The following is a 12,730-nucleotide window of genomic DNA, read 5'->3' as shown; positions in this document are numbered from 1 at the left end:
TGTTTGCCTGCGCGGTCATTTAGTATCGCCAAGGACCTTTTCTGTTGGCGGCATTCGCGGCGGTATGACGTCGGGATAATCCACTTGCATAAAGTAGAGGCCTTCCGGCGGAGCAACAGGACCGCAGGCCGTGCGGTCACGCGCCTCTAGTGCTGCCCGCACGTCGTCGGGGGTCATGGCGCCCTCGCCTGCCAGCTTCAGCGTTCCGGCGAAGGAGCGGATCTGGTTGTGCAGGAAGCTCTGCGCCGTCGCACGGATCTCAATCAGGTCGCCATTACGCGTCACATCCAGCCTGTCCAGCGTCCGCACCGGGCTGTTGGCCTGGCAATGAACGGAGCGGAAAGTGGTAAAGTCATGTCGCCCCACCAGCATCTGTGCGGCTGCATGCATCGCCTCATGGTCCAGGTCTTTCGAGACCCACCAGGCGCGCTTATGCTCCAGCGCTAAGCGCGATTTACGAGAGATGATGCGATAGAGATAATGACGGCGAATGGCGGAAAAGCGCGCATCGAAATCCTCCGTCACAGCCTCCACGTCAAGGACCGAGACCGCGTCACCTGCCATGGCCAGATGGGCATTGAGCGCGTTGCGCAGCTTGTAGGGCTGCCAATCACGCGCCAGGTCCACATGGGTGACTTGACCAACCGCATGCACACCGGAGTCTGTTCTGCCGGCGCCACGAATGCCGACCTTTTCGCCCGTTAACGAAAGAACCGCCCCTTCCAGTGCGCCTTGAACCGACCTGCCATTGTCCTGCCGCTGCCAGCCGACGTAAGGCGTACCATCATATTCCACGGTCATGCGAAACCGAGGCATAACCTACAGCCTCGTTCCGATAGGAACAGGCGTTCCGCGCAGGAAATCTGCAGCCAGCATTGGCTTGCCACCTGCCTTTTGCAGTCTGGTGAGACGGACCGCCCCACTGGCACAGGCAATCGTCAATTGATCGTCCAAGACCGAACCTGCCTCGCCCATGCCCTCTGCTCGTTCGCTTGCCAATACCTTGACGCGTTCGGGTTTGCCGCCGATCTCCAGTTCAAACCAGGCGCCTGGAAAAGGCGCCAGACCGCGAATGTGGTTGTGGACATCCTGCGAGGGGCGGGAGAAATCGATCCGCGTTTCCGCCTTGTCGATCTTAGTGGCGTAGACAACGCCTTCCTCGGCCTGCACCGTGAGCGGCAAATCATCATTTTCGAGCTTTGCCATGGCGTCGCGCATCAATCGCGCGCCCTTCAGCATGAGCGCGTCATGCAACTCGCCAGCCGTCATGTTTTCATCGATGGAGACACGCGCTGTCAGCGCCACGGGGCCGGTATCCAACCCCTTTTCCATCTTCATCACCATCATGCCCGTCTCGGCATCGCCTGCCATGATGGCGCGCTGAATGGGGGCTGCACCCCGCCAGCGTGGCAGAAGCGATGCATGGCCGTTATAGCATCCAAGGCGCGTGCCATTCAAAATCGCCTCGGGGAGAAGAAGACCATAGGCGACAACCACGGCAACATCGGCATCGAAATCGGAAAATTGCTTGCGATCATCGTCCGCCTTGAAATTCAGCGGGGTCAGAACCGGTATTCCCAAAAGCTCAGAGGCCTGATGCACAGGGGATTTTTGCAGGTCCAGCCCACGGCGTCCGCCTGGGCGCGGCGGCTGGGTATAAACCGCAACCACATTGTGGCCCGCCTCTTTCAGAGCGCGCAGTGTGGGGACCGAAAACTCCGGCGTTCCCATGAATATGATGCGAAGAGCCATTTTTGCCCCCTGCCCTGCTGCTGATATCGAAGGGCCTCTCGCCGGGCGAATCAGACCTTGGCGCGGGCCAGCTTGGTGAATTTCTTGATGACCATGTCGCGCTTCAGACGCGAGATATGGTCGATGAAGAGTACGCCGTTCAGATGGTCGATTTCATGCTGCAGGCAGGTCGCAAGAAGACCGTCGGCCTCTATCGTCTGCTGCTTGCCATTGCGATCAATATATCCAACTGTCAGCGAGGCCGGACGCTCGACCTCGGCATAGTAATCCGGAATGGAGAGGCAGCCCTCTTCATAGGTCGAGACATCATCCGAAACTTTCAGGATTTCCGGATTGATGAAGACCTGCGGCTTGTTTTCCTCGTCTTCGCGCGACAGGTCGATCACCAGCATACGGCGGGCAACGCCAATCTGGATCGCGGCGAGGCCGATTCCCGGCGCGTCATACATGGTCTCCAGCATGTCGTCTGCCAGACGCTGGATTTCCGAATCCACAGTCTCGACAGGCTTGGACTGCTGGCGCAGCAGCGGATCGGGCAAAATGATAAGAGGCTTGATCGTCATGGCTTCCCATAACCCATCTCATCAACCGAGGAAACGAAAAAATACGGTCGATTCAACGCTGAGACTGGATAGCCGACTCATTTTCGCCGTGGAGATGTTCTTGTTTTGTACGAATCAGAATAACTCTGCTAGATTGCGCCATGAACATCGATCTCAATGCCCTCGGTCAAACGGCTTTCAGCGTCGGAACGGTCAGTATCTCGATCGGCGCGATGCTGCTCGTTCTGGCTTTTGCCGGACTTGTGGCTGTCCTCTTCCTCCTGCGCAAACCGGCAACACCGGATCAGCCGCGCGAAGAGCTTACCGAGCTTCTGAAAACCCAGACAGAACTGCAAGGCCGCATCGCTGCCATGGCAGAGGCCTTCTCCGCACGACAGAACGAGATGAGCCAGACGTTGAACGAGCGGCTGGATGGCATGTCTCAGCGTCTCGGAACAACGCTGACCGAACAGACCCGTTCAACACATGAGAACCTGAGCAAGCTGCAGGAGCGGCTCGCGGTCATCGATGCCGCGCAGGGCAATATCCAGGACCTCGCAAAGGACGTCATTGGGCTGCAAGCGATTCTTTCCAACAAGCAGACACGCGGCGCCTTTGGACAGGCGCGCATGGAAGCGTTGATTGCCGATGCGCTGCCCTCTGGTACCTACCAGCTTCAGCCAACCCTTTCGAACGGCTTTCGACCGGACTGCATCATCAAGATGCCGAACAATGCGCCGTCGCTGGTGATCGACGCGAAATTTCCTCTGGAAGCCTGGAACGCCTTGAAGGCGGATGAATCGCCGGAGGCAAAGCGCGCTGCGACCCAGCAGTTCCGCCGGGACATGGAAGTTCATATTCGCGATGTGGCGGAGAAGTATCTGATCCCCGGCGAGACCCAGGACACCGCCTTCATCTTCGTGCCGTCGGAATCGATCTTTGCCGATATTCACCAGCATTTCGAGTATCTGGTGCAGCGTGCCCACCGCGCCCGTGTGGTGATCGTGTCACCGTCTCTCCTGATGCTGTCGGTCCAGGTCATTCAATCGGTGTTGAAGGATCAGCGGATGCGCGAGCAAGCTCACCTGATCCAGGGCGAAGTGGCGCTGTTGATGGACGATGTGCGACGTTTGGATGAGCGCACCCGCAAGCTTCAGACGCATTTCGGCCAGGCGCAGCGGGACGTGGAAATGATGCTGACCTCGTCGGAAAAAGTCTTGGCGCGTGGCGGCAAGATCGAAAGCCTCGATTTTTCCGCAAGCACCACGGAGCTCCCGCATGCGGAAGTGGAGCATCAGCGCCGCATTGCTGAAGCCCGTGCAGGGGCCGCAAAGCTTCGCATTGTGGATGACGAGTAATCGGCACGGCAAAAAGAGGATCTGAAGCGTAGGGAGCGCATCTGAAAGATCGCGACAGGCCGTAGCCAGCGCAAATTCGATTTCCGATTTTCGGACCGATGCTGTAGCAATATCCGACTATATCAACTTCGTCCTTTGGATCAGCCTCGCATGATTACTGTTTTCGGCTCCATCAACATGGATCTCGTCGCCACCTCCGAACGCTTGCCGAAGCCGGGCGAGACGGTCACCGGCAAAAGCTTTTCCACGGCAGCTGGCGGCAAGGGTGCCAATCAGGCGCTTGCGGCGAGTCGCGCCGGGGCGGAGGTGAAGATGGCGGGTGCCATTGGTGACGATACCTTTGCAGCCCCCGCACTCACGCTGCTGCGTGATGCGCGCACCGATCTCTCGCTGGTGAAGACGGTGGCCGAGCCGACTGGAACAGCCGTTATCCTGATTGGTGAGGGCGGCGAGAACATGATCTCGGTCATTCCCGCGGCCAACGGCACGGTCTCGCCACAGGATGCCGAGCGCGCTGTCTCGGAAATGACCGAGGGCGATACGCTGATGTTGCAATTTGAAATTCCAGCCGATGCGATCGAGGCTTCACTGAAAGCTGCGAAAGCCAAGCGCGTGACGACGATCATCAATACGGCTCCTTTGACCGCAGATGCAGCCCGCTTGTCACGACTTGCGACGATCGTCATCGCCAATGAAACGGAATTCGAGCTGCTGATCGGCAAGAGCGGTCTCTCGGCTGCGGATCGGGAGAAAGAACTGGCCGCACTGCACGAAGAGACAGGCCAGACCCTGATCGTCACTCTGGGTGCGGAGGGTGTGATTGCCATTCGTAACGGCAAGCTCTTCAAATCCATGGGCCTCAAGATCGAGCCCGTCGATACTGTGGGTGCAGGCGATACGTTCTGCGGCTATCTCGCTGCAAGTCTCGATGCCGGAATGGACTTCGAAAAGGCCTTGCGCCGTGCGGCGGTTGCCGGTTCGCTGGCCTGCACTCGTGAAGGCGCCCAACCCTCTGTTCCCGTCGCCGCCGAAGTGGATCAAAAGTTGTAACGGATCAAGAGCGGCGGGTGCCAAGCAAATGTGGGCAACTGCCGGCATCGTCCGATCAAGCGTCCTTGAACAGATTGAGCGCCGCATATTGCAGCAGCATGATCGTCTTGCCATCGCGAATGGTACCGGAGGCGATCATCGCCAGCGCATCGTCTATCCCCATTTCCATGACGCCGATCTCTTCGCCCTCTTCGACATTACCGCCACCGGCTGAGGTTCTGTCTCCCGGTTGATATTCGCCGACGAAGAAATGTAGCCGCTCGGTAACGGATCCGGGGCTCATAAAGGCATCGAAGACCTGACGGACATCGCGGACCATGAAGCCCGTCTCTTCCTCCGTCTCTGCGCGGATACGCGCCTCCGGCTCTGCATTGTCCAGAAGGCCCGCCGGGGTTTCGATGAGAAGGTCGTCATGGCCGTTAACGAAGGCCGGATAGCGGAACTGTTTCGTCAGGATCACCGTGCGGCGTGCTAAATCGTAGAGAAGGATCGTCGCGCCATTGCCGCGATCATAGGTTTCCCGCGATTGCTTCTGCCATGTGCCATCTTCTCGCAAGAAGGAGAAAGTCGTCTTCTTGAGGAGATACCAATCATTGGAAAGGATCTGAACGTCCTCCACCTTAATGCGATGCGCGATACTCATGAAGTTTTCCCTGCGGCTAGACCCGATGGATCTTGGACGTACGAGCAATTTCGTGTATTTTCGTGCAGAGTCAAGAAATTTCGTGCAATAGGATTGAGTTAGTGCTGACATTGGAACGCAAGACCCTCATCCAGAACGTTCTAAGGCGAGATGGCAGGATCGTTGCAAAGAGCTTCGCGGAAGAACTCGGCGTCTCCGAGGATACGATTCGCCGCGATCTGCGCGAACTGGCGAAAGACGGTTTGTTGCAACGGGTCCACGGAGGTGCGCTGCCATCTTCACCCGCCATTGCCGATTATCATGTGCGCGAACAGATGGCGTCCTCCGCCAAGGAGAAGCTTGGCCGGGCAGCAGCCGGATTGATCAAGCCGGGACAGATCGTCTTTCTCGACGGCGGCACTACCAATCTCCAGCTTGCCCGCAATCTGCCACCGAAACTGGAGGCGACGATCATCACCCATAGTCCGAGCATTGCCGTCGAATTGGCGCAACATCCATCGGTCGAGGTGGAGTTGATTGGCGGGCGGCTTTTCAAGCACTCGATCGTGTCAATGGGTGCGGCAAGCGCCGAGGCCATTTCCGGCATTCGCGCCGATCTGTTTTTCCTGGGAGCAACCGGTATCCATCCCGAGACCGGCGCCACGACGGGAAACCGCGAAGAAGCGGCAATCAAGAGGCTAATTGCCCGACAATCCGCCGAGACGATCCTGGTTGCGACGCAGGACAAGATCGGCGCGGCATCGCCCTATCTCATCCTGTCATTGGAAGAGATTGCGACCATCGTCGTGGATGCCGACGTGCCAGACAAATTGCTCGAGCAATATAGCGCGACGGGACCAGCGATTCTAAAAGCCTGAGATCAGACTTTAAGGAAGGTGAGGTAGGCGGAGCTTCGCCCCTCGCGCTTGGCCTTGTTCTCGTAGCGCGTTCCCGGCCAGTTGTCATAGGGTGTCAGCCAGTCAACGGAGGTCTTGGCCGTCCACTCGAAGCCGCCATGGCGGGCGCAGTGCTGCAGCGTCCAGTTGATGTAGGTATCGATGTCAGAGGCAAAGCAGAACTTGCCCTCGAGCTTCAGCACCCGATGGAAGCGGGCCAGATTGACGTCCGAGACGAAGCGACGCTTCCAATGCTTCTTCTTAGGCCAGGGGTCCGGATACAGCAGATCGATGTGATCGATGCTCGCATCTGGAAGCCAGTCCAAAAGCTGAGTAGCATCGTCGTCATAGAGGCGGATGTTCATCAACTCGCGCTCTTTAACCGCACCGAGAAGCTTCGCCATGGAATTGACGAAAGGTTCGACGCCGATGAAACCCGTCGCCGGATTTTCAGCGGCGCGATGAACCAGATGCTCGCCACCACCAAAGCCGATTTCTATACGAATGGATTTGACGTCAGCCGGAAACAGTGCGGCAAGCGGCCTGGGCGCTGGTGTTGCAAGATCTACTTTCAGCAACGGCAGAAGGCTCTCGATGCTCTCTACCTGCTGGTTGCGCAACGGCTTGCCCTTGCGCCTGCCATAGAACGCTTCCGTCGATCGTGAACGCCGCTCTTCCGTCATAGTGAACTCTCTCAAGCAAAATAGATGAACCCGCACCTTACCGTTTCATCGGTATTGCGCGGGTTTCAAAGTTTTCAGACCTATCCCCCAAACACTCGCCCATGGCAAGACCGGAGTAAGGGAAGCTATGTTTCGAACCGTTGGGCTCAAGCGGCTTTGAGCGCTTCCTTGAGCGGCTTGACGAGGTCGATCTTCTCCCAGGAGAAGGAACCGTCGCGGCCAGCCTTGCGGCCAAAATGGCCATAGGATGCGGTCTTTGCATAGATCGGCTTGTTGAGGTCGAGGTGACGACGGATGCCCGATGGCGACAGGTCCATAACCTTACGGATGGCGGCTTCGACTTCGTCTTCACTGACCTTGCCCGTCTGGTGCAGATCGACATAGACCGACAGCGGCTGAGCCACACCGATGGCGTAGGACAGCTGAATGGTGCAGCGGTCGGCGAGACCGGCAGCAACCACATTCTTAGCCAGATAACGCGCGGCGTAGGCTGCAGAACGGTCGACCTTGGTGGTGTCCTTGCCGGAGAATGCGCCACCGCCGTGAGGTGCTGCGCCACCATAGGTATCAACGATGATCTTGCGGCCAGTCAGGCCGGCGTCACCATCAGGACCGCCGATGACGAACTTGCCCGTCGGGTTGATGTACCACTTGCAGTCGTCGGCAATTTTCAGATCGCCAAGTGCTTCGCGGATGTAAGGTTCGACGACTGCGCGAACCTTCTTGGAATCCCAGCTAGCGTCCAGATGCTGGGTGGAAAGCACGATGGACACGGCTTCAGCGGCCTTGCCGTCTACGTAGCGGACGGTCACCTGGCTCTTGGCGTCGGGGCCGAGCTTGGCGGCTTCGCCTTCACCGCTCTTGCGGGCGTTGGCGAGCAGCTGAAGGATGCGGTGAGAATAATAGATCGGCGCCGGCATAAGGTCCGGCGTTTCCTTGCAAGCGTAACCAAACATGATGCCCTGGTCGCCAGCACCTTCGTCGCCCTGCTTGTCGGAGGCGTTATCGACGCCTTGGGCGATATCGGCAGACTGCGGATGCAGCAGCACGTCGATCTTCGCCGTCTTCCAATGGAAGCCGTCCTGCTCGTAGCCAATGTCGCGGATGGCCTTGCGCGCTGCGGACTTAAACTTGGAAGGGTTGATCATCGGATGGCCAGCGGCATCCTTGACGACGTTGCCATCCTTATCCTTCTTCAGCAGCGTATCGGGAACGCGCACTTCGCCCGCAATGATCACGCGGTTGGTGGTGGCGAGCGTCTCGCAGGCGATGCGGACGGTCCATGGGTCAACGCCGGTCTTGGACGCTTCACGATAAATCAGATCGACGATTTCATCGGAAATTCGGTCGCAAACCTTGTCTGGGTGACCTTCAGCAACGGATTCGCTGGTGAACAGGTAGTTGGCGCGCATGCGGGATTCCCCTCAAAGAACGTGACTGAGCGTTGTGTTAGTCATTCTACGACAAAAAAACAAGGACAGAACGACATAAATATATCTTTATATCGATATTCCATTGCTCCTAACAGACAATAAAAAACGGCCCCGTAGAGCCGTTCAAAATGTTCTAAGCTAATGTATGAAGCTTACTCAGCGTCGCCCTCAGCAGCGAGCGCTTTGACCAGGTCGACAATGCGACGGCGTACCTTGGGATCGTTGATCTTCACAAAGGCGCGGTTCAGCTGCAGCCCTTCGGAAGAAGACAGGAAATCAACCACATAGTTGGAGCTCGATGCCTCCGCAGAACTGGAGGCAGAGGCAGACTGTTCTCCGGGCGCGTCTTCGAAGAAGAAGGAAACCGGTACGTTCAGGATGGCTGAAATGTTTTGAAGACGGCTGGCGCCAACGCGATTGGTGCCCTTCTCGTATTTCTGAATCTGCTGAAAGGTAATTCCGAGGCTTTCTCCCAGCTTTTCCTGGCTCATCCCAAGCATCGTGCGGCGCAGCCGGATGCGGCTTCCGACGTGAATGTCGATCGGGTTCGGCTTCTTCTTATTTTCGGTCATATGTTAGTCCTGACATCCTGTTGTCGGTGGCTTGTTACACCTTAACGAAAAGCCTTGTGGCTTAGATCAGTGCAACACGCCGTCATATCACATGCGTTGTACTACCCCACAATCACACTATGCAATTTTAGGGGTTTTGGGTCAATTCTTGCGACCAGCTAAACCATGCCGAGAAATCAAAGCGATTGCGAACATTGTTATAAAGAACAACCAAAAGTTCGTTTTGCGGGCTTCGCCATTCAATGCGTCGATGGCCGCACCACTTAAGGTCGTATCGATTATGCCCGTTTGACCGTAATCAAGACCAGCCTCTATACCACCTAACGGGTCAATCATGGCGGAAATGCCAGTGTTAGCGGCGCGAATCACTGGCAGACCCGTTTCGACCGCTCTCACTCTTGCCTGCTGGAAGTGTTGATAGGGCCCAGGTGTGTCACCGAACCATCCGTCATTGGTGACATTCAGGATCGCTTCGGAAGAGGCGATATCCGCCGGTACATCATCGGGAAAGATGATTTCATAGCAGATAAAGGAGTAGAGCTTCTTTCCCGACGGCAATGTGATTGGGGTTCGGCTGAGCGCCGGCGAGAAGCCACCTGGCAAGCTTATGAGATTCTCAATGCCGAGGCGGTGCAATACATCCTCGAACGGCACATACTCGCCGAAGGGGACGAGATGAACCTTGTCCGTCGCTCCAATGATTTGCCCCTGACCATCCACGGCATAGACGGAATTATAGTATCGCGGTGGATGACCAGCGCCGACATCCTCCATTCGCACGGCGCCCGTCAGTAGAATCTGGCCGTCGTCCAGCGTCTTGGCGATTTCTTCCAGCGCATCCGGGTTCTGGGTCAGAATGAACGGGACGGAGGTTTCCGGCCAGACGATGATATCCGGTCGCTTCTTGCCCGGTGATGGCGGCAGTGCGGAGAGACGCAAATGCTCTTGAAAGATTTCAACGCGATCGGCATTCAGCATCTTGCGCGACTGATCGATGCCGGGCTGAACGATGCGGATCGTGGTTGCGTCAGCAATCTCCGGCAATGGCTGATGCATGCGGTAAAGGCCGTAGCCTACATGTCCCGCCAGAAGCAGAAACGCAAGCGATAGACCGGAAACCATGCCTCGACGGGTTCCAAGCAGTGCCGGGCTGGAAAAGATGAAGACCGCCAGCATCGACATGCCAAAGATACCGATGAGGTTGGAGGTCTGCATCATCAACGGTACAGGCATAAGACCGTAACCGACCGCGTTCCACGGGAAGCCCGTGGCGACAAAGCTTCGCAGCCACTCGGCCAGTCCGAAGGATGCAGAAAGAGCGGCGATCCTGCCCCAGCCATCGGACCAGAGACTATTGGCCATCATGACAGCAAGGCCGTAGAAAAGCGCGAGAAAGGCTGGCAGACCCAGGATCGCCAGCGGCAGTGCCCAGGCAAACTCATCCGCTTCGAGCAGCAAGGCATTTCCAAGCCACCAGAGGCCTGCCACGAAATAGCCGAGACCGAATATCCAACCGAGCAGGAATACCTTGAACGTGCGCGAAAGCAGACCACCATCAGGGCTTCCCGTGGTGCCGTCTATCAGCCAGACCAAAAGGGTGAAAGAGACAAAGAGGCTGGCGAAAAACCCGACGGGAGGCAGGGCAAGCGCGCCGATGGCGCCCGCTATCAAAGCAATGAGAATCCGGTTGAAGCCACTGCTCAACATGATCGTGCCCGCGAGCCGCTCCATGCAGTATCAATCTCCTTGAGGGGCACCGTTCAATGACGCAAGACGAGAAGCGGATACCAGAACTGACTTGCCTCCAAAATCCGGCCAGCGCGAAAGCCCGCTGATCGCACTTCGTTTGCTGGACGCCGAACAATTATACGGCCTGCATTTCCGGCTTACTTCAAAACAAAACGAACGTCCACAGCGCAACCTTGCCGGGCCTGCGCAGATCACAATCCTTACAGGCAAGACGGTATCGGCCCGAAAATCGGAAGCGATTTTCGGGCCGATACATGGATCCAGAGATTCAACGTCTAGTCAGCGTGCAAGCACGTAATACGCTTCAGAGCGTCTTGCGTGCGTACGAACAACGCGCGGCGCTCCCCGTGCCGCAGCGACCAAGGAGCGAAGCTTCGACCCGGCTACTCCCGGATCGAAGCCGTTACACAGCGGCCTTATCGGAATTATCGGACGGTGCCGGAAGTGCGATTATCTCGCCTGTCACCACTGCGGCCGGAGCCTGATCGTCCTCGCCCATCGACGATTCATCGCGACGGATGCGGACGCGCTTGATGCGCCTGCTGTCGGCATCGAGAATGTGGAACTCGAAGCCTGGAACGGCGCGAACGATCTCGCCCTTGGACGGGATGCGACCGAGCGCGAAGAAAACGAGACCGCCCAGCGTGTCGATCTCCTCGACATGCTCACGGACGTCGAACTCGGGGCCGATCGCCTCAGCCAGCTCCATCAGTTCGATGCGCGCATCTGCAATCAGAACGTCGGACGAGACACGAACGAACATGGCCTCGTCCTTGTCGTGCTCATCGTCGATGTCGCCAATCACCATCTCCACAATGTCTTCGTGGGAGACGAGCCCATCGGTGCCGCCATATTCGTCGATAATCACCGCGAGCTGGGTGCGCTGCGCCTGCATGGTCTTCAAGAGATCGGATGCAAGCATGGAGGGTGGCGCAAACAGGATCTTGCGAATGATCCCGGCTTCGGCCAACGTCGTTTCGAGATCGACGCGGGAGAGATCGAAGTTGGAGCGGGGTGTGCGCGTCGCCTTTGCCTCACCATTGGCAGGCGTGCGCGTGCCGCCGCGGCGCTTGTTGCGTGCCTGCTTGCCCACATAGGACAGAAGATCACGAATGTGGATCATGCCCTTGGGATCGTCGAGCGTCTCGTCATAGACCGGCATGCGGGAGCGGCCCGTCGCCTCGAAGCGGATCATCGCTTCACCGATCGTGGTCTCCTGATCGAGCCCGTCTATATCGACGCGGGGGATCATGATGTCCTCGACCCGGACTTCTCTAAAGCGGAGAATATTGTTCAGCATCGCCCGCTCGTCGGGCGTAAAGGCAGCGCCGATATCGGTATCGGTCATCAGCGCATCGGTCAGGTCTTCACGAAGACGCTCGCCCTGCGACGGCTTCAATATCCGGGAAATTCTCGACCAGATGGAGGAGCGGGGCTTTGCTTGGTAGTCCTGTCGTAACGGACTACTGCCCTCCTCCGATGAGGATTGTTCCCCGGCGTCTTTGCCCTCTTGGGGCGGTCTTGCAGAATGTTCGTTCATTGTCCCAAACAGTTCGATCAAAGCGGTTCCTGGCCCGCGTAAGGGTCAGATAGGCCAAGAGACGCCAGAATGCGAGTCTCAAGACCTTCCATTTCTTCCGCCTCTTCGGTTTCCATATGGTCATAACCAAAGAGATGCAGACATCCATGCACCAGCAGATGGGTCAAATGATCCTCGAAACTCTTCTCAAGATCAAGGGCTTCGCGCATGACAGTTTCATGTGCAATAACGATGTCGCCAAGCATCGGCCCCGGCATCCCGCCCGGCTCCAGGGGAAAGGCAGGAAAAGACAGGACGTTCGTCGCCTTATCCTTGTTGCGCCACTGCGCATTTATGTCCTTGATCGCAGCGTCATCGGTGAAAACCAGCGACACCTCTACCGGCATGCCGGGGAAAGGCTGCTGCTCTTCTTTTCTCAGATAGGAGACAGTGGCCTCCAGCACTTTGGTGCTAAAGGCAAAAAGCTCTTCCTCCGAGGACCAGTCATCCGCCTCGACAGAGATTTGAATATCCAGAACCGTCATCGTCTCGGC

At 57.4% G+C, this 12,730-nt stretch carries 13 protein-coding genes; 3 read left to right on the top strand and 10 right to left on the bottom strand.

Annotation, left to right across the window (positions count from 1 at the left end):
* Positions 1 to 15 precede the first annotated feature (15 nt).
* Genes truA through def form a run of 3 tightly spaced genes read right to left on the bottom strand, consistent with a single transcriptional unit; the run spans position 16 to position 2,315 of the window.
* Entirely contained in the window at positions 16 to 816 is an 801-nt protein-coding gene (gene truA / locus QZ869_RS14700; RefSeq protein ID WP_296105640.1) for a tRNA pseudouridine(38-40) synthase TruA, read from the bottom strand.
* Positions 817 to 819: 3 nt separating this feature from the next.
* The gene (gene fmt / locus QZ869_RS14695) at positions 820 to 1,752 is read right to left on the bottom strand and encodes a methionyl-tRNA formyltransferase (RefSeq protein ID WP_296105638.1); all 933 of its coding nucleotides are present in this window, start codon (positions 1,750 to 1,752) and stop codon (positions 820 to 822) included.
* 50 nt (positions 1,753 to 1,802) lie between these two features.
* Positions 1,803 to 2,315, bottom strand: a complete 513-nt coding sequence (gene def, locus QZ869_RS14690) for a peptide deformylase (protein ID WP_296040739.1) — start codon at positions 2,313 to 2,315, stop codon at positions 1,803 to 1,805.
* 140 nt (positions 2,316 to 2,455) lie between these two features.
* Here def and QZ869_RS14685 point away from each other — a divergent pair, with 140 nt between their 5' ends.
* Together QZ869_RS14685 and QZ869_RS14680 are read left to right on the top strand one after the other, a co-directional pair.
* Positions 2,456 to 3,652 (top strand): DNA recombination protein RmuC, encoded by a 1,197-nt coding sequence (locus tag QZ869_RS14685; protein WP_296105636.1) that lies wholly within the window; start codon positions 2,456 to 2,458, stop codon positions 3,650 to 3,652.
* A 150-nt stretch (positions 3,653 to 3,802) separates the two neighbouring features.
* Positions 3,803 to 4,702 carry a ribokinase gene (locus tag QZ869_RS14680; protein WP_296021394.1) on the top strand — a complete coding sequence of 300 codons (900 nt, stop codon included), beginning with the start codon at positions 3,803 to 3,805 and terminating at the stop codon, positions 4,700 to 4,702.
* 55 nt (positions 4,703 to 4,757) lie between these two features.
* Here the strand turns inward: QZ869_RS14680 and QZ869_RS14675 are convergent, their stop codons facing one another.
* Complete coding sequence (locus tag QZ869_RS14675; protein WP_296083050.1) at positions 4,758 to 5,345, bottom strand: NUDIX domain-containing protein; 588 nt, start codon at positions 5,343 to 5,345, stop codon at positions 4,758 to 4,760.
* 101 nt (positions 5,346 to 5,446) lie between these two features.
* On the opposite strand from QZ869_RS14675, the gene QZ869_RS14670 reads away from it, so the two are divergent.
* Entirely contained in the window at positions 5,447 to 6,202 is a 756-nt protein-coding gene (locus QZ869_RS14670) for a DeoR/GlpR family DNA-binding transcription regulator (protein WP_296105634.1), read from the top strand.
* A 2-nt stretch (positions 6,203 to 6,204) separates the two neighbouring features.
* Here the strand turns inward: QZ869_RS14670 and trmB are convergent, their stop codons facing one another.
* The 6 genes from trmB to ybeY form a co-directional block, all read right to left on the bottom strand.
* Positions 6,205 to 6,903, bottom strand: a complete 699-nt coding sequence (gene trmB / locus QZ869_RS14665; RefSeq protein ID WP_296105632.1) for a tRNA (guanosine(46)-N7)-methyltransferase TrmB — start codon at positions 6,901 to 6,903, stop codon at positions 6,205 to 6,207.
* Between the two features lie 146 nt (positions 6,904 to 7,049).
* Positions 7,050 to 8,315 carry a methionine adenosyltransferase gene (gene metK / locus QZ869_RS14660; protein WP_296021384.1) on the bottom strand — a complete coding sequence of 422 codons (1,266 nt, stop codon included), beginning with the start codon at positions 8,313 to 8,315 and terminating at the stop codon, positions 7,050 to 7,052.
* Between the two features lie 173 nt (positions 8,316 to 8,488).
* Positions 8,489 to 8,908: a helix-turn-helix domain-containing protein gene (locus tag QZ869_RS14655; protein ID WP_296040758.1), complete on the bottom strand. Its 420-nt coding sequence runs from the start codon at positions 8,906 to 8,908 to the stop codon at positions 8,489 to 8,491.
* Between the two features lie 141 nt (positions 8,909 to 9,049).
* Positions 9,050 to 10,639, bottom strand: coding sequence for an apolipoprotein N-acyltransferase (gene lnt / locus QZ869_RS14650; protein ID WP_296105630.1), 1,590 nt, complete (start codon positions 10,637 to 10,639; stop codon positions 9,050 to 9,052).
* Between the two features lie 421 nt (positions 10,640 to 11,060).
* A complete protein-coding gene (locus tag QZ869_RS14645) occupies positions 11,061 to 12,197 on the bottom strand; it encodes a hemolysin family protein (RefSeq protein ID WP_296105738.1) in 1,137 nt (378 codons plus the stop codon).
* A 17-nt stretch (positions 12,198 to 12,214) separates the two neighbouring features.
* Positions 12,215 to 12,721: an rRNA maturation RNase YbeY gene (gene ybeY, locus QZ869_RS14640; RefSeq protein WP_296021478.1), complete on the bottom strand. Its 507-nt coding sequence runs from the start codon at positions 12,719 to 12,721 to the stop codon at positions 12,215 to 12,217.
* Positions 12,722 to 12,730: the final 9 nt, after the last annotated feature.

Source organism: uncultured Agrobacterium sp. (assembly GCF_913777885.1).
GTDB lineage: Bacteria > Pseudomonadota > Alphaproteobacteria > Rhizobiales > Rhizobiaceae > Agrobacterium.
This window is presented reverse-complemented; position numbering and strand designations above follow the sequence as displayed.